This window comes from Bradyrhizobium sp. I71 (genome assembly GCF_022354745.1).
GTDB lineage: Bacteria > Pseudomonadota > Alphaproteobacteria > Rhizobiales > Xanthobacteraceae > Bradyrhizobium > Bradyrhizobium liaoningense.
Genome location: NZ_CP059398.1, coordinates 1,312,160 through 1,333,899 on the forward strand (window position 1 = coordinate 1,312,160; position 21,740 = coordinate 1,333,899).

Annotated in this window: 23 protein-coding genes; 12 read left to right on the forward strand and 11 right to left on the reverse strand. The window is 63.0% G+C overall.

What is annotated here, in order from left to right:
- Nucleotides 1–28: 28 nt before the first annotated feature.
- Nucleotides 29–1,006 (reverse strand): arginase, encoded by a 978-nt coding sequence (gene rocF / locus FJV43_RS06495; protein WP_239625532.1) that lies wholly within the window; start codon nucleotides 1,004–1,006, stop codon nucleotides 29–31.
- Between the two features lie 208 nt (nucleotides 1,007–1,214).
- Between rocF and FJV43_RS06500 the strand changes: the two genes are divergently transcribed.
- Nucleotides 1,215–1,475, forward strand: a complete 261-nt coding sequence (locus FJV43_RS06500; RefSeq protein WP_239625533.1) for a hypothetical protein — start codon at nucleotides 1,215–1,217, stop codon at nucleotides 1,473–1,475.
- A 15-nt stretch (nucleotides 1,476–1,490) separates the two neighbouring features.
- Here FJV43_RS06500 and FJV43_RS06505 read toward each other — a convergent pair whose 3' ends face one another.
- The gene (locus FJV43_RS06505) at nucleotides 1,491–4,232 is read right to left on the reverse strand and encodes an EAL domain-containing protein (RefSeq protein ID WP_239625535.1); all 2,742 of its coding nucleotides are present in this window, start codon (nucleotides 4,230–4,232) and stop codon (nucleotides 1,491–1,493) included.
- A 60-nt stretch (nucleotides 4,233–4,292) separates the two neighbouring features.
- Complete coding sequence (locus tag FJV43_RS06510; protein WP_239625536.1) at nucleotides 4,293–5,543, reverse strand: FecR family protein; 1,251 nt, start codon at nucleotides 5,541–5,543, stop codon at nucleotides 4,293–4,295.
- 130 nt (nucleotides 5,544–5,673) lie between these two features.
- Between FJV43_RS06510 and FJV43_RS06515 the strand changes: the two genes are divergently transcribed.
- The 3 genes from FJV43_RS06515 to FJV43_RS06525 all read left to right on the forward strand — a co-directional run bounded on the left by FJV43_RS06515 (nucleotide 5,674) and on the right by FJV43_RS06525 (nucleotide 9,059).
- Nucleotides 5,674–7,470: a POTRA domain-containing protein gene (locus FJV43_RS06515; RefSeq protein WP_239625538.1), complete on the forward strand. Its 1,797-nt coding sequence runs from the start codon at nucleotides 5,674–5,676 to the stop codon at nucleotides 7,468–7,470.
- A 149-nt stretch (nucleotides 7,471–7,619) separates the two neighbouring features.
- Complete coding sequence (locus FJV43_RS06520) at nucleotides 7,620–8,450, forward strand: alpha/beta hydrolase (protein WP_239625539.1); 831 nt, start codon at nucleotides 7,620–7,622, stop codon at nucleotides 8,448–8,450.
- A gap of 291 nt (nucleotides 8,451–8,741) precedes the next feature.
- Nucleotides 8,742–9,059: a cytochrome c gene (locus tag FJV43_RS06525; protein WP_239625541.1), complete on the forward strand. Its 318-nt coding sequence runs from the start codon at nucleotides 8,742–8,744 to the stop codon at nucleotides 9,057–9,059.
- A 190-nt stretch (nucleotides 9,060–9,249) separates the two neighbouring features.
- Here FJV43_RS06525 and FJV43_RS06530 read toward each other — a convergent pair whose 3' ends face one another.
- Both FJV43_RS06530 and FJV43_RS06535 read right to left on the reverse strand, forming a co-directional pair.
- Nucleotides 9,250–9,591 carry a phasin gene (locus tag FJV43_RS06530; protein ID WP_028178910.1) on the reverse strand — a complete coding sequence of 114 codons (342 nt, stop codon included), beginning with the start codon at nucleotides 9,589–9,591 and terminating at the stop codon, nucleotides 9,250–9,252.
- 132 nt (nucleotides 9,592–9,723) lie between these two features.
- A complete protein-coding gene (locus FJV43_RS06535; RefSeq protein ID WP_239625543.1) occupies nucleotides 9,724–9,909 on the reverse strand; it encodes a hypothetical protein in 186 nt (61 codons plus the stop codon).
- Nucleotides 9,910–10,526: 617 nt separating this feature from the next.
- On the opposite strand from FJV43_RS06535, the gene FJV43_RS06540 reads away from it, so the two are divergent.
- Nucleotides 10,527–10,883 carry a hypothetical protein gene (locus FJV43_RS06540; protein WP_239625544.1) on the forward strand — a complete coding sequence of 119 codons (357 nt, stop codon included), beginning with the start codon at nucleotides 10,527–10,529 and terminating at the stop codon, nucleotides 10,881–10,883.
- A 45-nt stretch (nucleotides 10,884–10,928) separates the two neighbouring features.
- Here FJV43_RS06540 and FJV43_RS06545 read toward each other — a convergent pair whose 3' ends face one another.
- Both FJV43_RS06545 and FJV43_RS06550 read right to left on the reverse strand, forming a co-directional pair.
- Nucleotides 10,929–11,504, reverse strand: a complete 576-nt coding sequence (locus tag FJV43_RS06545; protein WP_239625546.1) for a hypothetical protein — start codon at nucleotides 11,502–11,504, stop codon at nucleotides 10,929–10,931.
- Nucleotides 11,505–11,549: 45 nt separating this feature from the next.
- Nucleotides 11,550–12,083: a GcrA family cell cycle regulator gene (locus FJV43_RS06550; RefSeq protein ID WP_239625548.1), complete on the reverse strand. Its 534-nt coding sequence runs from the start codon at nucleotides 12,081–12,083 to the stop codon at nucleotides 11,550–11,552.
- Nucleotides 12,084–12,245: 162 nt separating this feature from the next.
- Here FJV43_RS06550 and FJV43_RS06555 point away from each other — a divergent pair, with 162 nt between their 5' ends.
- Both FJV43_RS06555 and FJV43_RS06560 read left to right on the forward strand, forming a co-directional pair.
- Nucleotides 12,246–12,854, forward strand: a complete 609-nt coding sequence (locus FJV43_RS06555; protein WP_027576185.1) for a S24 family peptidase — start codon at nucleotides 12,246–12,248, stop codon at nucleotides 12,852–12,854.
- A 110-nt stretch (nucleotides 12,855–12,964) separates the two neighbouring features.
- Nucleotides 12,965–13,240 (forward strand): hypothetical protein, encoded by a 276-nt coding sequence (locus tag FJV43_RS06560; protein WP_239625550.1) that lies wholly within the window; start codon nucleotides 12,965–12,967, stop codon nucleotides 13,238–13,240.
- 38 nt (nucleotides 13,241–13,278) lie between these two features.
- On the opposite strand, the gene FJV43_RS06565 is transcribed toward FJV43_RS06560, so the two are convergent.
- Complete coding sequence (locus tag FJV43_RS06565) at nucleotides 13,279–14,253, reverse strand: quinone oxidoreductase (RefSeq protein WP_239625551.1); 975 nt, start codon at nucleotides 14,251–14,253, stop codon at nucleotides 13,279–13,281.
- A gap of 223 nt (nucleotides 14,254–14,476) precedes the next feature.
- On the opposite strand from FJV43_RS06565, the gene FJV43_RS06570 reads away from it, so the two are divergent.
- From FJV43_RS06570 to FJV43_RS06580, 3 genes are all read left to right on the forward strand, one after another.
- Nucleotides 14,477–14,677, forward strand: coding sequence for a hypothetical protein (locus FJV43_RS06570; protein ID WP_212375101.1), 201 nt, complete (start codon nucleotides 14,477–14,479; stop codon nucleotides 14,675–14,677).
- Nucleotides 14,678–14,825: 148 nt separating this feature from the next.
- On the forward strand, nucleotides 14,826–15,773 hold the full coding sequence (locus tag FJV43_RS06575) for a MoxR family ATPase (RefSeq protein WP_035678446.1): 948 nt from the start codon (nucleotides 14,826–14,828) through the stop codon (nucleotides 15,771–15,773).
- A 5-nt stretch (nucleotides 15,774–15,778) separates the two neighbouring features.
- Nucleotides 15,779–17,155, forward strand: a complete 1,377-nt coding sequence (locus FJV43_RS06580) for a VWA domain-containing protein (protein ID WP_239625553.1) — start codon at nucleotides 15,779–15,781, stop codon at nucleotides 17,153–17,155.
- Nucleotides 17,156–17,174: 19 nt separating this feature from the next.
- Here the strand turns inward: FJV43_RS06580 and FJV43_RS06585 are convergent, their stop codons facing one another.
- Entirely contained in the window at nucleotides 17,175–17,357 is a 183-nt protein-coding gene (locus FJV43_RS06585) for a hypothetical protein (protein WP_131870963.1), read from the reverse strand.
- Nucleotides 17,358–17,708: 351 nt separating this feature from the next.
- Here FJV43_RS06585 and FJV43_RS06590 point away from each other — a divergent pair, with 351 nt between their 5' ends.
- A complete protein-coding gene (locus FJV43_RS06590) occupies nucleotides 17,709–17,927 on the forward strand; it encodes a hypothetical protein (protein WP_035678447.1) in 219 nt (72 codons plus the stop codon).
- An 8-nt stretch (nucleotides 17,928–17,935) separates the two neighbouring features.
- Here the strand turns inward: FJV43_RS06590 and FJV43_RS06595 are convergent, their stop codons facing one another.
- Complete coding sequence (locus FJV43_RS06595; RefSeq protein WP_239629333.1) at nucleotides 17,936–19,321, reverse strand: hypothetical protein; 1,386 nt, start codon at nucleotides 19,319–19,321, stop codon at nucleotides 17,936–17,938.
- Nucleotides 19,322–19,418: 97 nt separating this feature from the next.
- Nucleotides 19,419–20,693, reverse strand: a complete 1,275-nt coding sequence (locus FJV43_RS06600; RefSeq protein ID WP_239625555.1) for an allantoate amidohydrolase — start codon at nucleotides 20,691–20,693, stop codon at nucleotides 19,419–19,421.
- Between the two features lie 387 nt (nucleotides 20,694–21,080).
- On the opposite strand from FJV43_RS06600, the gene FJV43_RS06605 reads away from it, so the two are divergent.
- A complete protein-coding gene (locus FJV43_RS06605) occupies nucleotides 21,081–21,566 on the forward strand; it encodes a nucleoside deaminase (protein WP_239629335.1) in 486 nt (161 codons plus the stop codon).
- Nucleotides 21,567–21,740 lie beyond the last annotated feature (174 nt).

The window sequence follows — 21,740 nt, forward strand, 5'->3', positions numbered from 1 at the left end:
CTTCAGCGCACGAACGCCGACCGCCGTTTCACTCACCCGGAGCGATTGCGTTGCTCGGCGTCGGCCGGTCTGTAATCTGCTGGCCGAACAGGCTGCCGATCAGCTCGACTGCAGCACGCGCCGTCCGTCCACGTTCATCCAGGAAGGGGTTGAGCTCGACGATATCGACCGATCCTACCAGGCCGGAATCATGCAACAGCTCCATGATCAGGTGCGCCTCGCGATAGGTGGCGCCACCCGGCACCGTGGTGCCGACGCCCGGCGCCACGCAGGGGTCGAGGAAATCGACGTCGAAGCTGACATGCAGCACGCCATTGCTCGCCTTGACCCGCTCGATGACGCGCCGGATCATGACGGCGACGCCGAACTCGTCGATCTGGCGCATGTCGACGATCCTGATCCGACGCAAGCGCATCAACTCCTTTTCGAGCTTGTCGATCGAACGCGCACCGAACAGGTCCAGCCTGTCCGGGTCGATCGACGCGCGCGGATCGTCGCCGAGCAGGCCGTCGAGGCCGGGCTCGCCGCACAGGAACGCAGCTGACATGCCGTGCATGTTCGCGGTGATCGTCGTCTCCGGGGTGTTGTAGTCGGCATGGGCATCGAGCCAGAGCACGAAGAGTTCGCGTCCACGCTCCTGCCAGTGACGCGCCATCGCGTTGACCGACCCCATTGACAGCGTGTGATCGCCGCCAAGGAAGATCGGCAGCGCACCGGTTGTCGCGATTTCATAGCCTCTGCGGCTCAGGACTCGTGTCCAGCGCTGGATTTCGCGGTAGTGATTGGCATTTTCGGGCGGCGAGTCGGTGAGGTCCCGGACTTCGGCTACGGAAAGATCGCCATAGTCGACAACCTCAAAATCCAGGCTTTCGAGCAGCGTCGCCAGGCCCGCAGTGCGCAGCGCCGCAGGCCCCATCAAGGTGCCACGCTGCGAAGCTCCCATGTCGATGGGAGCGCCGAGCAAGGCGATGCGCCGGGCTCGATCCGTCACGGTCCGATCGGTCACGGCTGTCTCCTGACATCAGCAAAGTTGACCCAGCCTAACAGAGATTCGCGCCCGACGTTTCCCGGAGAAGGCAGCCACCATCGACGTATCCCGGAACAAAATCCCGTGCGCTGAATTGCCCATCCAAAGCCGGCACTCGCCGTAAACCACGCGCCTGTCGCGGATAGCCAGTGGTGTCGGCTTCCATCATCAGGCCGGAGGTCGCCCCTTGAGCACGGAGATACCGCAACCCACGTCCCAACCCGGCATGGCCGAGCGTGCCATCGATACGGCGGCGGACGTCTCCCGCACGATCGGTGAAGTCGCCGGAGGACTGCACGCAGCCGTCGACCGCCTGACCTCTGCCGTCGAGGAATCGCGAAGGCCTGGCGGGGCTCTCGCGACGGTCGCAGCGGTCACCCGCGAAGCGCCGCTTGCCAGCCTGTTCGTTGCGTTCCTTTTTGGCATGGCGGTGGCGCGCCGGAGGTAGAAGCGAAGCCCCCGCTCAGGCAGCGGTGGCAGCCTCGTGCCCAGCCGCGAGGAACTGCCGATCGAATGCTTCTGCCGGCATCGGACGGCCGAAGAAATATCCCTGCCCTTCCTCGCATCCCATGCTGACCAGGAAGTCGGCAGTTGCCTTGTCCTCGATGCCTTCAGCCACGACTGTCAGACCGAGCTGCTTGCTGAGACCGATTGTCGAGCCGACGATTGCAGCATCGTCGGAATTCGCGAGAAGACCAAATACGAACGACCGGTCGATCTTCAGCCCGTCGAGCGGAAACTTCTTGAGATAGCTCAGGCTCGCATAGCCGGTGCCGAAATCATCGAACAGGACTCGGACGCCGAGCTCCTGAATTCGCTTGAACATGGCGAGCACGCGGCGTTCGTCATGGAGCAGGATGTCTTCGGTAACTTCGATTTCGAGAAGCGATGGTGTCAACCCCGTGGCCTCGAGCAGCGCTGCAACCGAATGCGCGAGATCGCCGGATTGGAGCTGCGAGGGTGAGAGGTTGATCGCGACGCGCACGTTGTTGCCGGACAGTTCCCAGGCTCGCGCCTGGCGGCAGGCGGTTTCCATAACCCAGTTTGCGATCCGCTCCGACAGGGCCGAAGTATTGACCACAGGCATGAACTCTCCGGGCGAGACGTAGCCGCGCACCGGATGTCGCCAGCGGATGAGTGCTTCGGCCCCGACAAGACCGCCGTCGATCAGACGAACCTGCGGCTGATAGAACAGTTCGAACTCGCCACGCTCCACGGCAAGTGCCAGCTCGCTCTCCAGCGTCAGCCGGTTCTCGAGCTCCTGCCTGATCGCACTTTCGAAGATCACATGGCTGCCGCGCCGCGTCGCCTTCGCGCGGCTCAGCGCCAGATGGCCGTTGCTCAGGAGATCGTCAGCCGTCTGCCCGCCTTCCGGATAGACGGCAACGCCAACGCTGATCCCGACGCGGTGCTGCCGCGTCCCCGCCGCGAGCGGCGCCTCGAACGCATGCGCGATCCGCTCGGAAAACGTCGCGATCGACTCGCCGACTTCCGCGCAATCGATCGCGATGGCGAATTCGTCGCCGCTGAGCCGGGCGACGACCGCCTGACCATCGACTTCGCGCCGGAGACGCTCGGCGACCGCGCGCAGCACGAGGTCGCCGGCCGAGTGTCCGAGCATGTCGTTGATCTCTTGGAATCCGTCGAGCCCGAGCACGAGCAATGCGACGCCGGAAGACCGCCGCTCCGCCGCACTGATCAGGTCAGCGAGGCCCGCATGCAGCATGTTCCGGTTGGCAAGCCCCGTCAGCGCGTCGTGTTCTGCCAGGTAGCGAATACGTTCGGCTTCACGTTTGCGGACCGAAATATCGCGCAGGATCGCTCCGTATTGAAAGCCATCCGTTCCCTGCCAGCCCGAGAAGCTCGCTTCGACCGGGAAGGTTTCCCCGTTCTTGCGCCGGCCCTCGAACTCGACCACGACCGCTCCACCCGGAACAAGAAGCGCCTGACGCGCGGCGTCGTGCATCGACGGCCTTGCACCGCCGTCCGCGGGTAAAGCGCACAGCGTTTCGAACGGACGGCCGATGATCTCGACCGGCATGTAGCCGAAGATCGCACTCGCGCCGGGATTCCAGACCGTGATCCGGCGCTCCTCGTCGGTGCAGACGAGCCCGTCGCCGAGCGACATCGCGATGCGATGGAAGCGGCTCTCGGCGATGCGTCCGAGCAGACTGCGGAAATCGATTTCGTCCAGCGCAATTGCCGTCAGATAAGCGATGATCGCGATGTGGAACAGCGATGTGTCGATGACGAGGGGCCATGTCGCCTGCACGAGGGCTGCGACCAGTTCGGCCGCCACCCCGGCTGCGACGAGGATTGCGACGCGAATTCCTGGAGCGAAGCGGCGCCACGAATACATCATCAGCAGGCAGATCGCACCCAGGCTCAGGATCATGCCGATATCGGACGTCCAGCGCAGCATCCGGTTCTGCAGGATCGATTCAGCGGCCAGCGCCTGGAGGATCGGCCCTGAGATGATCTTGCCGTTCGGAACACTGAACCGGTCTCCGAGCTCGAGCGCCGTAGCACCGATGACGATCTTCTTGTCCTTCAGCTTGCCGAGCGTGACGGTATCGCCGCGCAGCACATCAACATAGGAGACAGCGGGAATGGAGGCCGCACGAATACTGAAGTCCAACAGAAAGGGCGGCCGCCGATTGACGTCCTGTCCCGCCAGCACGACGGCCATCGACGGCATCAAGGCGTCGCCGAGCTTCTCGCCAAACGGATAGCGGCGAACGAGCCCGTCGGATTCGACCGCGACATTGACGACGGCCGGCCACGATTGGTTGCTGAACTGCTTCAGGGGGCGGTTGATGTGAGCCGCGCCACCATTCGTCGCCGGCTGCTTGAAGGACGGAAGGATCGTCGAGCCGCCGACCTCCCGCAGCGCCCCGACGAAGGCTTCGTCGGAGGCCGGGTCGGACGGTGTGCTGAAATCGACATCGAAAGCGACGTCATGCGCTCCCGCCGCATCGAGCCTGCGCAGCAGCTCCGCATGCAACCGGCGTGGCCAGGGCCAGACCCCGATCTGATCGATCGACGGCGCATCGATGGCCACTACGACGACATTGCCGCTGGCGTCACGCGACTGCCACGCGAACCGCAGGTCGGTGAGCGCGTTGCGAAGCGAGCCATGCCATCCCGTGGACAGCACGATCGCAAGCGCGATCACAACCAGAATATGCGGCCGATAGCGTTTCACCCGATCCTCCCGAGCACCCGCTTCATCGGGTGCGCCCCCTCATCCCCTTGCGGAATTGCCTCAGTGTCGGTTGTGGCCATACCCATTGCCATGGCCGTTGCTGCCGTTCCCCCCGCCATTCCCGTTACCATTGCCGTTGTTGCCTCGGCCATTGCCAGCGGCCCCAACATTGCCGTGGCCATTGCCGTTGTTGCCGCTACCATTGTTGCCGCTGTTGCCATTGCCGCCGGCGTTTCCGTTGTTGGCACCGGGGCCGTCGTTAGATGCTCCGGCTGTTGCTGCGGCGATCACCGCACTTGCACCGGCTGAGCTGCTGCCGCCAGCTGTTGCAGCACCGCTCGTCGTCGCCGCAGTCTGGACTGAGCTGTTGGATACTGTCGTACCGGTCTTGCTGTCGCTCCAGACTGTCTCGGCCCCGGTGCTGGCGTTCGCGTTGCGCACTTGGCCGGGAGCAACGACGCCGTGGGCGAGTCCGCGCGTCACCTTGTGGAAATTCAGCTTGACCTCGCCGAGCGAACTCGAAATGCGCACGACGCCGGCCTTGGAGGCATGGGCTCCAGCCGCCTGATGCGATGGCTTCTGTGCGCCGGCCGCCTTCGTGCCCTTGTCGATCGGGCCGAGCGCGTGGATTGCATGGCCGTTCGCCGCATTGCGCGGCGCCGACAGGCCTGATTTCGGCACGGGAATTCGTTCGATCGTGGGAGCGCGCGGCCTGCCGTGCTCGATCGGATTGAAAGTCCCGGCACCGCTTAGGCTGAGACCGGGCTTGCCGTGCTCAAAGACGGCGGCCGCTTGTCCCGGCATGAGCTGGGCAATCTGGCCCGTCTTGAAATCGGAGACTTCGACCTGCCCGCGGAGCACACCGACCTTGGTGCTGCCGGCACCCACCGTGACGCTGAACTGCGTTCCCTTGACCACGGCGGCGAGATAGGGCGTCTCGACCTCGAAATGCTTGACGTTGCGCTTCTCGACCTCGAGCAGGATCGAACCCGCCTGCTGGATGATGGTGGTCGAGAGCCCCTCCTTCTTCTCGGCCGGCAAGCCCACCACCGAATTGGGAGAGATCAGAATCGTCTCCTCGCCGCGGACAAGCAGAACGCGTCCGTTGCGCCCGGTACGAATGGTATCGCCCGGCTTCAGCGTCCCATCCTGGCTCAACGACACCTGCTGCGCGCCGCTCGTGGCAAGCCAGACCTCGCCGGAGGACTTGCTGACAGACCAGACACCGTCATCCGCAGCGAATGCACCGGAAGCCGTTGCCAGGGCCAGCGCCATTACGAAGGCGCACCGCATTCCAACTTTGCCGAGCATGACGATCCTCAGTCCGCGTTACAGCCGGATCTGAGGCGTATCCGAAATCACTCAAGAGAGGATTAGCGGGAAGAAGCCAGTGGCGCGGCCTCATTAACCAATCGTTGACCATAAAAACCTAAGAAAAATCATGCAGCTAACGAACCTTTACCGCCACGGGGCAATCCCTCCGTCAGACTACGGAGACGGCTTTGCTGCGCGCGGCGGGAAGCGGCATTTCATTACCGTATTGGCGTTGTTGGCACCTATTTTCACGGGAGTTCCGCAGGCATTCGCACAACAGGCGAACCAGCCGGGTTTCGATCCGCGTCAGCCCGAGAAATATTTCGAGAACCAAGCCGAACGGGAATCGCAGAGCCGACCTCCGATCGAGCTGCCGACAGTCGACCGGCCCAGCACCGGCGGTGATGCCAAGCTGCAGTTCGTGCTGCGCGGAATCAGCGTCATCGGCGCTCACGCTGTCTCCCGCGAGCGCATCACCGCGGTGTATCAGCCTTATCTCGCCAAGAAGGTCGCGCAGTCGGATCTCGCCGCGATCGCCAGCGCGATCAGCGACCTCTACCGCGAAGCTGGATTCCACTTGAGCCGCGCTATCGTGCCGCCGCAGGACATTGTCGACGGCCGAGTCCGGATCCAGGTCATCGAAGGCGCCATCGTGCAGGCCGAGCTGAAGGGCGACGGCGCCGAGCAGTTCGGCGTGAGGCCGATGCTCGGGCCGGTTCTTGCCGAACAACCGTCACGGCTGGCAACGCTCGAACGCCAGCTCTTCCTGATCAACGGCAGGCCGGGCGTCCGGATCGTCGACACCGCGCTGGAGGAGATCGGCGGTACGACCGGCCGCTTCCGCCTGACCATCTATTTGAAGACCTGGCACGTCTTCTCCTCATTCGCCCTGGACAATCTCGGATCGTCGTCGGTCGGCCCCTGGCAAACCTACGCGACCGGCGCATTCAACTCCTACCTCACACCCGGCGACGTGCTGGCGGTCAACCTGTCGACCATTGCCAACGACCCCCGCGAGCTCGGCTTCGCACGCCTGTCCTATGACGCACCAATCGGCGTTGACGGTGTGCGCCTCGGCGCTTCCGTCCTCTACAGCGCAGTCCGCCCCGGCGACGCACGCCGTCTCGACAGCGACATCACCACGACCGAAGCTTTCGAGGTGCGGGCAAGCACAGTGCCCTTCATGTCGCAATCCTCGGGGCTGACGCTTACCGCGGCTGGGAGCTTCAGCAACGTGTCCGAGCACGACATTTACGGCCCCTGGTACAACGACCACATCAGGACCGCCAGCCTGACCGCCGACTACCGGCTCCAGGATCGCTTCGGCGGCACCAATCTTGCGACGCTGACCTACCGCCAGGGTCTCGACATCTTTGGCGCATCGCATTTCGACGACGATCTGTTGTCGCGCGACGGCGCCTCGTCGAATTTCTCGGTCTTGAACTTCTGGTTCACGCGCTACCAGACACTCAACGGCGCCTGGTCGCTCAAGCTCTCGGCTGCGAGCCAGACGGCATCGCGGCCATTGTTCACCTCGCAGCAGTTCTATCTTGGCGGCGCGGCCTTCGGCCGGGGCTATGGCGCAGCCGAGATCAGCGGCGATAACGGCCTTGCCGGCTCGCTCGAACTGCGCTTCGATCAGACGCTCAATTTCCACTTTTGGACCGGCTATCAGCTCTACGTCTTCGGCGACGCCGGCGCAGTCTGGAACGACGGTTACCGACTGAGCGACGGCCTGTCGCTGACATCAGCCGGGGCCGGTGTGCGGTTCTTCTTGCCGTACGATCTCCAGGCGGATCTCGGGGTGGCTGTCCCCTTGAGCTACCGGGCGCCGGACAACGAGCGCCGCAGCCCACGCTTCCTCTTCACACTTTCGAGCACGTTCCGGGTCTGCCCCGAGCGCGGCAGGGCCTACTGTCTCTAGCTGTCCTTCCGTCGATCGAGCCGGCGTGCGGCCCTTTTGCGGCCACGTCACAGACTTGCCTAAATTTAATCCCGTAACCTTCTCACGATCGCTCGACCGGGAGTTCCCGATCACCCATCTTCAGTCAAAGGTGATTTTGAGACAGAACCATGAGGAAGGTGTTTGCTATCCTGGCTTTGCTCTGCGTCCTTGGTGTCGGGCAGTATTTTGTCGTCAGCCAGTTCGCAATCCGCCATGAGACCCTGACCCTATTCGACGCCTCGCGCCAGCGGCCGATCTCGGTGGAGATTGCCGTGCGGCGCGACGACGAGACCAAGGCCAATCTCGGCCTGTGGAAGCTCCCGCTCGCCATCATCAGTAACGGCAACACCGTCAAGGCCACCGAATATTCCTTCCTCGCCAACGTCCTCGCCGCACGAGGCTATCTGGTCGCCAGCATCCAGCAGGACTTGCCGAGCGATCCGCCGCTGATGACCCATGTCGGTCAGCCATATGTCGGCCGGCGTGAAGTCTACATCCGCTGCGAAGCCAACATTCTCTTCGTATTGAGCGAACTGAAGAGGCGGCAGGAGAACGTCGAATACGACCACATCACCCTCGTCGGCCACTCCAACGGCGGCGATGTCTCCATGTACGTCGCCCATCAGCACCCGGAGCTGGTGTCGAAGGTGATCACGCTCGACAATCTGCGGGTGCCTTTCGTGCTCAGCGACCACATGAAGATCCTGTCGTTCCGATCGAAGGACCCGCATTTCGTGACCGATCCCGGCGTGCTGCCGACACCGGAAGAGGCCAAGGCGCGCGGTATCGATATCATCCATACCGGCGCGCAGCATACGGAGATGAGCGATCGCGGTCCGAACTCGGTCAAGGAGAAGATCCAGGAGACGCTCGACCGCTTCCTGCGTGACAGCGCCAGCAGCGCGCTTGCACCGGCGGATACGAAGAGCCCAATGATCATGAACCCAGGTGACTATTAGCCGGGAATGCTTTGCGGCAGATCAAAGGCGGCTCCAAAGCGGCACGATAGAAGAGCCATATGGCCTCGGAGAGACACGTGTCGCACTATACCGAAACTCTTGATACGAAAAGCCTTCATACGAAAGGCCTTGGCCTGCCCGCGGCAAGAATGCCGGCATTCGTACGGCATCTCTATCGTTCGACCCGCAAGCTGCTGCGGTCGATCATCGCCCGGATTGACCTCTCGCAGTTTCCAGGATCATGCTGCGGATGAGCGCGGCGACCGCGTGCGAACGCAGAAAGATTGCCCTATGTCCCGGCATGTGAGACGGATTTGCCTGCTGCTTGGCGTAATCTCTGGCGTCGGCATGTCGCCCGCCCTCGCCGCTGACGCGGATCACGGTGCCGATCTCGCCAAGCGCTGGTGCGCGAGCTGCCATGTCGTGGCGAACGGGCAAACCCAGGCGAGCGCCGACGTCCCATCCTTTGCATCTGTTGCGCGCAGGCCGGACTTCAGCCCGGAAAGGCTCGCCTTCTTCCTGCTCGATCCGCACCCGAAGATGCCGAATTTTCCCTTGAGCCGGAGCGAAGCCGCCGATATCGCGGCCTATATCTCATCGCTGCGTTAGCAGCCGCCGGACGATCACGACCCGGTGCAAACGCAAATCCCTGCCGGAGGCCGGCAGGGATCAGCAGAAAGGATGACGGACGGCGAATGAGGTCATTCGGTGGCCCATCATGGACCTGCGCCGGTATGGAAGCGCGGATCTCCATGCCGCACAAGGTCAATTTGTGGGCACCCTGTGCACACACCGAGGATCAGGACTTGCCCTTGCCTTGTTGCATGAGAGTGCCGGTCATCTCGCGCATGTGATCTCCGGCGCTGGTGAACTGACTGCGCAGGAAATCCGACTGGATTCGCATCGCTTCCTGGAGATCGGTGGCATGTACCAGCTTGCGTGCATGCTCAAACGCCGACTTCATGTTCTGCTCGGTGAAAGCCAGCGCCTGCTTCGACACCTCCGTCCCCGCGCCCGGAACGGACGACATCGACTTGGTGGCGGCGTCAAAAAACATGCCGAATGCCTTTTCCGCCTGGTCAATCGTCTTCTCAGCCAGGTCGCGCAGTTCGGCCGGAACTTCGAGCTTCGGTTCGATCATGGTCGCACTCCTCCCTTTTCTTCAACTGAATACCACACTTGCCCGACCGCCTTCCAGCGGCCAGCCTCGGGGGAACGGCGCCGGCGCGGCGGCCCAGGCAGAAAAAGGAGGGGAACGGCACAGGGCCGGACTTTAGGACAAGGGGTGCTCGGGAAAAGCTTCTTCCGCGGCGAGATCTTCGACCAGCTTGATCACTTCGAAACGCTGTCGAGGCGCGAGCTTCAGGAACGCGCGGAGCAGACGCAGACTTTCGACCGTGCTGCTTGCGGGCACACCGAGCTTGAGATGCAACTCAGTCGCGAAATCGAGGTTTTTCATCTCGCACCTATGACAAGCACCGGCCTTCGTGATCCGCCCAAGAACCGAACGCCGCACCAGAACCAATCGCGACGAAGCCTCGGCCGGGGGCCGCCGAGTTCACCCACTGAACTGCATCCGAACAAATGGCCTCAACCGTTTGGTTGTAACTATGACAAGGAACAACCCGTCCGGCAAGCCCAACCGTGGGTGTAGCGACGCTTCGTCTGCATCGCATCACCGCGATTTCCGGATAACAGGAATATCGACCGCCGTCACCCACCTGCGTCAAGAAGTTGCATCAATCACGCACACAGCCCTGATCGCGATCAATCCGCACAACGTTTCAGCTTGTTTCCGATGTGAATGCACACGGATTGGCGATGCTTCAGCATGCACACGTAATTGTTGAGCCCGACTTCGGCGGTTGTATCGCCGGCATGAGAGGTCGATCTTGCAGCCGGCCCTGATCTTGACGCGACTGTTCGCAGCCGGAACCGTCGGTCCGGGTACAACTCCGCCGTGAACCGCTGTCCGTGAGCGAGCGACCAAGCCGTTGCGGAACGGCCACGCAGATACGGGCGCCATGGCTGAAGACTCATCGATTTGGGCGCGCGTCAGCACCAAAGGACAACGGCATGCTTTCTCGCTGCGATCTCATCAAGGGCGCCGCGGTCGCGCTTCTCACCCTCTCGATACAAGGCGCATGGGCGCAGGAGACCAGGATGAACCTGTTCAAGATCGTCACCATCAAGGACGAGATCGTCGTCGGATTGTCGCAAGAGGAGCTTCAGGCGCTCGGCGGCAATGATGCGAGCGCCGTTGCACACGCGCTGGCACAGAAGGGCGACCTCACTGTCTGGCAATACAACGTGCATCGTGGCCCGAACGGCGAACTGCAGCAGGCGCCGACCGCCAAGATCGGGCTTCTGGCCAACGCCTCGCTCCGCGTCGAGCCCTACACGACGCCTTACCGGATTGTACCTCATCCGTAGCGGCAGGCCGGCACGCCTGCGGCCGATGCCACAGGCGTGCCGCAATCACCTGCGCCGGTCCGCACGCCGTGTCCCGGCCTCCGTCGCGAAGCCATAGACCAGCGCCAGCCGATCCAGGCATTCGCGAAAGCGCCGCCCGAAATAATCGTTCCAGCGCTGCGTCCGGACGGCCCGACGCTGCCCGATCTGATCCATCGTCAGGCCCAGCACCAGCACGTCGTGCACCAGGGCGGCGCCATCGGTGCCGAGCTCGCGCTCGACCTGGTTCAGCCGCAGCACCGCCTGTCGCTGGCTCTCGGTGACCGGCTCGCGCGTGCCCGTACCATCGACATATTCGCGTGTCGTATCCACCGCCTGAGGGCCCCGCTCCGCCCGCTCCCAGTCATCCTGGAAGGCGCGCCCGCCCCGGTATTGCGCCTCGTCGATCTGGTGGTGTGCGTGCAGCCGGCCGAGCGGATCGTTGCGGATTGAGCGGATGGCCAGGATCTTCTCGCCTGAATCGAGCGCGAGCGGATTGTCGACCTCCACCTCCGCCACCTCGGCATTGAACGGCACCTCCCGCGACCGCCGGTCGTAGATCTGCGCCAATTTGTAGGACTTGTTACGTCGGGCACGAGCCACTCGGATACTCCTTGCAAGACTGCGATTGAACGGACGGCTGCCGCTTCAGTCGGCCGAGATCAGCTTCAGCACGACGGGGCCTGCGGCACGGGCGGACGCAGCCTCGGAACGGCGCGCCAGGCGGGCATGCGGCGCGCAATAGCTGGAGCCCGGCTGGCGCGGGTGGCCGCAGAAGGTGATCTCCTCCCCGTCCTTGTCGCCACCATAGGGATAGCGGCAGTCGGCCGGCTCGAGTTCGACCAGTTGGATCAGGCGCGGCTGGACGCCGACACAACGCAACTTCACCCGCGCCGCAGGCTTCATGGCGGACTTCGGCGGCAGGCTCAGGTTCGGCAACGCCGACCGGCGCGGCGAAATGAGACTGGGCTCTCCCGGCAAAGTTGGCACGATCGACGGGCTCGTCATCCATTCCGGCACGACGAGCCCGAGCCGCTTGGCGCGGCCGACCACCGCGCTGCGCGTATAAGCCGTTCCAAACCTTGCGTTAATCTGTCTTCCGATCTCCGCGTAAGACATGCCTTTGAGAAAATAGTCGCGAAGCGCGTCGGAGTGCTCCGACGGCCATTGGCCCGGTTCCATGATGCTGTCCTGTGATGCGCCTTCCGATCAGGCGACCGGGAAGCGGCACACACATTCCGTTATTCCGAATACGATGTCAAGCGACAATTCTGATATTCATAATTGCATCAATTCCGAATTTCGGATTACAAGAGGCGAGACGGCGCAATCGAGGGAATCACCATGTTGGACGTTGCAATGATCGAACGAGGCTTGGAGAAGACGGGCAAGAGCAAGGGCGGCCTGGCAGCAGCCATGGGCGTGCGGCCCGGCGCGGTCTCGGAGATCCTCGGCGGCGAGCGTCTGGTGAAGGCATCGGAAATCATTCCGATCATGGAATATCTCGAGCTCAATCTCGCGCCGATCATGGGCCGCGTCGGAGCCGGCGCGGTGATCGAGCCGGACTATGAACAGGTTCCCCCGGAAGGTCTCGGCGACATCACATTGCCCTTTCCGATCATGGAAGAGACGATCGCATTCGAGATCGTGGGCGATTCGATGCTGCCCAAATACGAGAGCGGCGACGTGATCGTGGTCTACAAAGACCAGCGCCATCCGCTGTCGAGCTTCTACGGCGAAGAGGCGGTGGTCCGCCTCAAGACCGGCGAGCGCTATCTGAAGACCATCGAGCGGGGAAAATCCCCCTCCGTCGTCAATCTCACGAGCTTCAATGCCAAGCCGATCGTCGGCGTCAAGCTCGACTGGGTGGGTGAGATCTGCCTGTCCATGCCCAAGGGGCAGCTCGAGCGGCTGCGTGCGAAATCGGCGCGTCCTCGCAAGAAAGGCAAGTAAGGACCATACGGTCAGCGATTTCTGATTTATAGAAATCGCGGTTGACAAAGTTCCGTTTTTCGGAAATACTCTGCCGCGTCCCCGACCACGGGGCGCGGCAGGATCGTTTCATGCAATACTTCGTCGTGATGATCGACTACGGGCGGCGCGGCCGAGAGGCCGTCGTCGATCCCGAAATCACGAGGCGAGAGGTCGTCTCCCGCATTGCCTCGGGCGAATACCGGAACATCTCGTTCATCCACGAAATCGTGGAGAATACCGTCGAGGACGTAACCGAGGCCATGCTGACCGAGGCCGCCCTGCCCCGGATTGCGCCCGAGGATGTCGACCTCCAGGCAATCCGCCTTGATCACATCCGCGATCTGCGCAAGCACGAGCGGACGTGACGCAGGCCAAGCAGCTTGCGTCACGGCCCGGCCGAGCATCAGACCAGAAGAACGGTCGATCCCGTGGTCTTGCGAGCCGCAAGATCGGTATGCGCCTTGGCGGCGTCCTTCAGCGGATAGGTCTGGTGCACTTCGATCTTGACCGCGCCGGACTTGACGACGTCGAACAGTTCGTTCGCCATCGCGACCAGATTTTCGCGCTTGGCGGCGTAGGTGAACAGCGTTGGACGCGTGACGTAGAGCGACCCCTTCTGTGCCAGCAGGCCGAGATTGAGCGGCTCGACGGCCCCCGAAGACTGGCCGAACAGAGCCGCGACACCGAGCGGCGCGAGGCAATCCAGCGATTTGAGGAACGTGTCCTTGCCGACGGAATCGTAGACCACCGGCACCTTCTTGCCGCCGGTGATTTCGTCGACCCGCTTTACGAAATCTTCCCGCGTGTAGATGATCACATGGTCGCAGCCATGTGCCTTGGCGAGTTTTGCCTTCTCGTCGGTGCTGACAGTACCGATCACGGTCGCGCCGAGATGCTTGGCCCACTGGCTCAAGATCAGGCCGACGCCGCCGGCCGCGGCGTGAAGCAGGATGGTATCGCCGGCCTTCACCCGATAGGTCTGCCGGATCAGGTATTGCGTGGTGAGCCCCTTGAGCATCATTGCCGCCGCAGTCTTGTCATCGACGCCGTCGGGCAATTTCAACAGCCGGTCGGCGGGGATCAGCCGCGCCTCGGAATAAGCCCCGAGCGGCGAGGCGCCATAAGCGACGCGATCGCCCGGCTTCAGATCGGTGACACCGGGCCCGACCTCCTCGACGACACCAGCCGCCTCGCTGCCGAGCCCGCTCGGCAATTGCGCCGGATAGAGACCCGAACGGTTGTAGATGTCGACGAAATTGAGGCCGACAGCCGTGTGGCGGATGCGCGCTTCGCCGGGTCCAGGTGTGCCGACATTGACCTCCTCCCAGACCAGGACTTCCGGACCGCCGGTCTTGTGAAAACGAATGGCATGCGTCATGGGCGTTACTCCCTTATCGTTGCAGTGAAATCCAGTGAACCCGGCCGGCCTGCGAAACAGGCATTTGGTCCGCCCCTTACAGTACCATCCGTAACAAGAATGTCACAGCGAACGACAAACGCCCGGCGTTCCGCCTCTGTTCGAAAGAGTTGATGAGCGCTCCGGGGGTAACCGGCAGTAGCTTTCGCGCGGGGTTGGTGGTCGCCTGCGAAGGAGAGCCGAGATGCCAGCTTACGTTCAGCATCATCAGGACATCGAGATCGCGCCTGTGAACTGCCCCACCTGCATGGGGTTCCTGCCGATGTATGTGCGCGAAGTCGAGCCGCATTGGAGCCTTGCCAAGATCGACTTCGTCTATGAATGCGCCGATTGCGGCGCCGAGCTCAGACAGACGATCCGAAAGCCAGAGTTGCTGCGGCACTGATCGCGCGAACGGCGAACCGCTTAACTATTTGCGCTAAGCGGAAAAAATTGCCGTTCACGCGGGTCTGATGTCTCCCAAACGAGGCTTGTTCTTTGCCGGGAACGCAGGCAGAACAAGCCTCAACCAAGACCTTTGGGAGCGCCCATTCGTGGCTGATCAGAAGGCCTCGACCTCGATCGAGGCAGTGGAGAGCGGCCTTGCCGCGCAAGGCTATATCGCGAGCCGGCAGATCGCGACCGCCGTCTATTTGTCGCAGCAGATCGAGAAGCCGATCCTGGTCGAGGGCCCCGCGGGCGTCGGCAAGACCGAGCTCGCCAAGGCGATCGCGGCCTGGCGCGGCATGAAGATGATCCGCCTGCAATGCTACGAGGGCCTCGACGAGGCCAAGGCTCTCTACGAATGGAAGTACGCCAAGCAGCTACTCTATACGCAGATCCTGAAGGACAAGCTCGGCGAAGTTCTCGGCGGCGCGCAGACGCTGCATGCGGCGCTGGATCAGCTCCACGATTTCGGCGACGTGTTCTTCTCCAAGGAGTTCGTCGAGCCGCGTCCCCTGCTGCAGGCACTGGAGCAGCCGGGCGGCTGCGTGCTCCTGATCGACGAGATCGACAAGTCGGATGCGGAGTTTGAATCGCTGCTGCTGGAAATCCTCTCGGACTTCCAGGTCACGATCCCCGAGCTGGGAACCGTGTCGGCCATCACGCCACCGACCGTGATCCTCACCTCCAACAGCGAGCGCGATCTCGGCGACGCCCTGAAACGGCGCTGCCTGCATCTTCATATCGGCTTCCCCGAGCAGCGCCTCGAGGAACGCATCGTCGAAAGCCGCGTGCCCGGCATCTCCCAGACGCTGCGCCGGCAGATGGTCGGCTTCATCCACGAGATCCGCTCGCTGGATCTGAAGAAGCTGCCGTCGGTCAGCGAGACCATCGACTGGGCGCGCGTGCTGGTGCTGCTCCAGGCTTCCGAGCTCGACACCGAGATCGTCAAGGACACACTCAACGTTCTCCTGAAATACGAGACGGACATAGAGGCAGCGGCGCCGCAGGTGACGACCTTCATTGCCAAGGCGGCACGGTCCAACGTCTTCGGTTGACGCCGATGCGCGAGAACCTCCATCGTTTCTTTCGAGCGGCGCGGGGCGTCGGCGTTCACGTCTCGCCTGCCGAAAGCATCGATGCGATGCGCGCAGTCGCGCAGGTCGGCATCTCCGACCGCGCCGTCCTGCGCGACGCGCTGCTCCTGACACTTGCCAAGTCGCAGGACGAGAAGCTCGCGCTCGGTGACTGCTTTGATCTGTTCTTCAGTCAGCCGGAGCCGCGGCAGGACCAGCCTGAGGCCGACAACGACGACGCTCCGCAGGACGCAGATCAGCCGCCCTCCTCCGGCGCTCCCAGCGATGCCGGCGAAGGTCAGCCTCCCGAAGGTCTAGGCCCGCTCGCTCAGATGCTGCTGTCGCAGGACCGCAATACGATTGCGGCTGCGATTGCCAGCGCCTCCGGAGCGGCCTCCCTGTCCGACATCCGCTACTCCACTCAGCGCGGCATCTTCTCCAGCCGCATCCTCGACGCCATGGGCCTCCAGCGCCTGCGCGACGATCTCGACGGGCTGACCGCGACCAACCCGGCACTGGCCGAGCGTCTGCGCGCCGCGCTGGACGCCTTGCGCGAGGCCGTGCGCGATACGGTCTCTCAGGGGCTTGCACTCTATGCCCGCGAGGAGGCCGAAAACCTCCGCAACGAGATCCTGCGCAATGCGCCGCTTGCCCGCATCGAGCGGCGCCAGGTCGCCGAGATGCGCGCCCTCATCCGTCAGATCGCGCGCCGGCTGCGCGAGCGCTACTCGAAGCCGCGCAAACGCCAGCGCCGCGGCCATCTCGACGTCCGTCGCACGCTCCGCCGGAATGCGGCCTGGGGCGGCGTGCCCTTCCTCACGGCATGGAAGCGCAAGCATCGCGACCGGCCGAAGATCGTAGCGCTGTGCGACGTCTCGGGCTCCGTTGCGCAAGTGTCCGACTTCTTTCTACTGCTCATCCACTCGCTGCACGAGGTGGTCGACGATGTCCGCTCCTTCGCCTTCTCCTCGCACCTGATCGAAGTCAGCGAGATCCTGGAATCGAAGTCGCCGGAGGAGGCGATGTCCGAGATCATGTCCAAGGTCGGCTTCGGCTCGTCGGATTACGGCTCTTCGCTGGTCGATTTCGAGACGGAGTTCATGAGTACGCTGACGCCGCAGACCACGGTGATCGTGCTCGGCGATGCCCGCAGCAACAATCTCGACCCGCGCGCCGACATTTTGCGCCGGATCTCCGATCGCTCGAAGCGACTGGTCTGGCTCAATCCCGAGGGGCGGCTCGCCTGGGGCTTTGGCGATTCCGAGATGCCGCGCTACGCGACCTTTTGCACCGTCGTGCGCCAATGCGCCACTGCGCACCAGCTCGAGCGCGCCGTGTCCGATATCGTGGCGACTTATCAGTGAGCAATATCAGCCAGCCGCGTCAGGCGGCATTCCGCTCGCCCTGCGCGAGATTGCACTCCCGGAAGTGATAGGCGATTTCGTCGAGCGCGCGCTGCTCCCATTCCTCGGCCTGCGCGAGCCAGAATACCCGACGTTCCGAATCGCGCGCCGCGCGCTCGCGGCATAAAAATTCCTGACTACGGATTTCAACCAGCCGCTTCATGCACTCACACTCCTGTCGTGTGAAGCCATTCCCCACGGAATAACTTAGCAGAGCCCGGAACAACTCGTCTCGCCATTTCTGTGCATATCGCGACGCAGAATAGGACAGCGACGTTTCCCGTGCAGCGCGGCATTCGCACTGCAACATCAAGCGCAGATCATCAATTAGTGATCGGAAATTGAGACGGTATTCGCAGGCAAACGATCTTAACTCTTGTGGCGCAACGAAGTGCGGCAATTTGTGAAGAGACGTTCTAAACATCTCATCGAATTCCGGACTTATTGTCGTCGCATGGTCTTCATGCAGCGCCGATAACAGGGGCGCGTGAACGTTACGACCGCCTGAGGCAACATGAACGACGATTTCGACTTTGAGCTTTCGCCGGACCAATGGGCGGCCCTGCGCTCACTTCGCAACCCGTTGTCGAACGGCCGTCTCAAGGCCCATCTCGTCGAAAGCCTCGTCGCACTCGGCCTCGTCGTCATCAACGACGGCGTGCCTGCCATGACGCCGACCGGACGCAAGGTGCTCGTGCGCGGATCGTGCCGGCTGCTGGATCTCGTAGCATGAGCGATACGTCACCGAGTGGATCCGTCAATCCACCGGAGGAGCGGCGTTCCATACGCCCGCCTCCAGACGGACAGGAAGCGCGGAAACCAGGAATGAGCCACGGCGCCCTTATAGGCCCAGGTGCGATACTTCAGACCCTGTTCTGAGATCAGCTCCTGATAGCCGCCGTGAACCTCGGTCGCCGTCCGAATATCCTTCAATATTCCTTGGGCGCAGGTCCGATAGGTCTCGCCGCCAGTGAATTCGTCATAGTCCAGCATGCGATCCGCGAACTCGACGTTGAACGTCGGCCAGCAGGAACGCCCCTGATAGGCCGGTGCCGCAATCCTGTGGATCATCTTGTTCCTGGGATTGTCGGCTGAGACCAGGAAATGAAACGTGCTGGGGATACGAAACCGCGGCTCCGCTATGATCAGATCCGTCGTGGCCGCGAACAGCGCCCGCTCGCTCGCATCGCTCATATTCCAGAATCCACGATGCACGCTGACGAAGTCCAGTGCGACCGATGAGGCTGGCGAACTCGCCGGACCTTCCAGGGAATGCCTGATATGGCCGTCTTTGCCGAACAGGCGGAGCAGGTCCGTCTTGTACTGCGCAAAATCACGCCCGAGCAGCCGCTTCAGCTCGTTCTCGCCGACGACCCCGAGCTGCACGCCCCACACGAAGGTCGTGTAGACGGAAGCATTGGTCACGAAGCGCCTGCGTTCGGCGCGGGTGTCTGTCGCGGCGGAGCGCGGCGCGTGGACATCGCAAAGCAAATACCTGGTACCATCATCATTGAACGGTTCGAGCTCGCTTGCGAGCTGGAGGATCGCTCGCTTCAGGTCACCGCCATATTCGGCCAGCAACAGGCGGCCTGCATGCGCGCATTGTGACATTGCCAGATAGGCGGCCGTCCTGTCTTCGGCAGAGATCATCTGCTGGAGACCGGCGAGAATGCCGAGCAGCGTGTCCGACGGGCGCGAGAAATAGTTCACGCCGAGGTAGCGACCGCGTCCCGCCGGAACGATGGTCGTCGTGACGACGCCGGCGCGAACCGCCTCCAGCAACAAACGGACGCTCTTTTCGAGCAACCGAACCCGCCGCACCGCGTCCTGCGAATCCATGATGGTTTCGGGGTCGAGAACGTCGGGATAGAACCACGCGAAGTCTCGGGGATAATACGCGGAGGCGTGCGGGGCGCCTGTGACGAGGAAAGCCTCGGTCACCGAGAATGCGCTGTCCATCGAGTGCCGATAGAGGTCCTCGATAGCCGACAACGAATGATGCGACTTTCTCAGGAACCGATCACCGAGAAAATTGACGGCCTGAAGAGCGTTGGCGACAAGGGTCGCAACCCCGCCCTGGTAGAACCGGTTTCCGCGATGTGACGGCAGGGGAATGTCGCTCTTCATGTGCACCGAGTGTCTCGCAATCCCGGCGATGGCCGGTCATCATTCCAAGTGTGACCGATTCGTGTCTCGCCACGATGACGAGCGGGGAGCCGGCTGTTCAGCTCGCGGTGGCGCGGCTCTCCCGCGTCTGAAAATTCTCGATCACCCGCAGCAGCACCCGCGCGCCGGCATCGGCATCGGCGAGCTCGACATGTTCATCCGGGTGGTGGCTGATGCCGCCGCGGCAGCGAACGAAGATCATGCCGACATCGGCAATGTCGATCATCGCCATGCCGTCGTGCCCTGCCCCGCTCGGCAGCTCGAACACGGAGACGCCTTCGGCCTCGATCGCCTGCGCGATCTGCTCCTTGAGCCACGGCGCGCAAGGCGCAGTGCGGTTCTCGTGGGTGACGTCAAGCTGAAGGGCCAGCTGCCGGCGCTTGGCGATCGCCTCGATCCGGCGGACGATATCGGCCACCGCACGCTTGCGGTGCATGTCGGTGGGGGCGCGCATATCGATGGTGAAGGATACTTCGCCCGGAATGACATTGGTCGCGCCGGGCCTCGCCTGGATGTAGCCGACGGTGCCGACCAGGCCGCCCTCGTCGGTGCGGCAAAATTGTTCGATCGCACCGATGCATTCGGCCGCCCCGGCGAGCGCGTCGCGCCGAAGCTCCATCGGTACGGTGCCGGCGTGACCGGCCATGCCCGTCAGCCGTGCGGCAAGCCGTGTGGCGCCGGCAATCGCGGTGACGACACCTACAGGCAGGTTCTGCGCTTCCAGCACCGGCCCCTGCTCGATGTGCAATTCGAGGTAGGCGAGCAGCTCACGCCGCGCTCGCGCGGCAGCGCCGATCTGGTCGGGGTCGAGCCCGAACTGCACGAGCGCATCACGCATCGATACGCCATCGCGGTCGCGCGTGTTCAGCACATTCTCGTCAAAGGTGCCGGCCACCGCACGGCTGCCGAGCAAGGTCGAAGCGAAGCGCACCCCCTCCTCATCGGCAAAACCGACCACCTCGATCGCAAACGGCAGGCGCTTGCCGCGGCGGTTGAGATCAGCGACGCAAGAGATCGCCGTGATCACACCCAGCGGTCCATCCCATTTGCCGGCATCGCGCACAGTGTCGTAGTGCGAGCCGAGCATCAGGCAGGGAGCACCCGGCCGGTCGCCTTCATAGCGGCCACAGACGTTACCGATCGCATCGAGGCGCGCGCTCATGCCGGCTTCGCGCATCCAGCCCAGGACGAGGTCCGCCGCCTCGCGCAACTCCTTGGTGAGATAGATGCGGGTAAGTTTGTCACCCTCTTCCGAGATCGCGGCCAGATCGTTGATCCGACCCACGATCACTTCGCCGAGCGATGCATTTTGAACGGCGTTAACGGACCCCATCTCGACAAACTTCCTCTTCTCTGGACCGCGGCGACGGCCGTCCTGGCGACTGGCACGAGCTCGGTGCCAGCAAAAATCACGTACCAGCGCCTGCCCCAACAAGCGCGTGATTAGCATGAATGCGAGTACGCGCCACGCTGCCTCGCGCCGGTCATGCGCGCGGGAGCCCCAACGCCTGCAATTGCGTCTGGCATTTCTTCCTAGTCAGGGATCTGACGGGCCGCATTACCGATATTTTTCAATCGGTTATCCGGAAAATGCCGTCATCAACAACCGTCCGGCTGGCTGGTGATGTTTCACGGCAAATTGTGTATGAAGCACGGATCAGCGAAGCCGACATTCATCGTGGTCGGCCGGCGCATGGCGGGCATTGACCGCGGAGTAGCGATGGACGCCGCGCCCGAACGTGACGAACACTTCCTGCGCCTGTCGTTCGCGGTCGCCCGCCGCTCGCTTAGCCATGGCAATCATCCCTTCGGCTGCATCGTTGTTGCGGCCGACGGCAAGGTTCTCATCGAGAGCGAGAACGGCTACATGCCGGATCATGACGGCACCGCGCATGCCGAACGTCTCGCGGCCACCCAGGCCTGCCGCACGCTCGGGCGCGACGTGCTGGCGAAGGCCACGCTCTATTCGTCGGCCGAGCCCTGCGCGATGTGTGCCGGTGCGATCTACTGGGCCGGCATCGGCCGCGTCGTCTTTGGCCTCAGCGAGCATCGCCTGCGCGGCATCACCGGCAACCATCCGGAGAACCCGACCCTCGACCTGCCGTGCCGCGAGGTCTTTGCCCGCGGTCAGCGCCCGACAGAGGTCATCGGCCCCCTGCTCGAAAAGGAGGCTGAAGCGCTGCACGACGGCGCTTGGAGGAAGTAGCAGCACATCCAAAGGGAGATGACGCCGTTTTTTTCTGATCGCGCCCGATGTGATGCCGAGTTGGAGCAGTTGTCGCGACCTGGTCGCTCAGCACGGTTGACGACCCGCTGGGCCGATGGCCCGCCGAAACGTTGAGCAAGGGATGATGCTTTTTCACATCTTACAGCGCAGTTC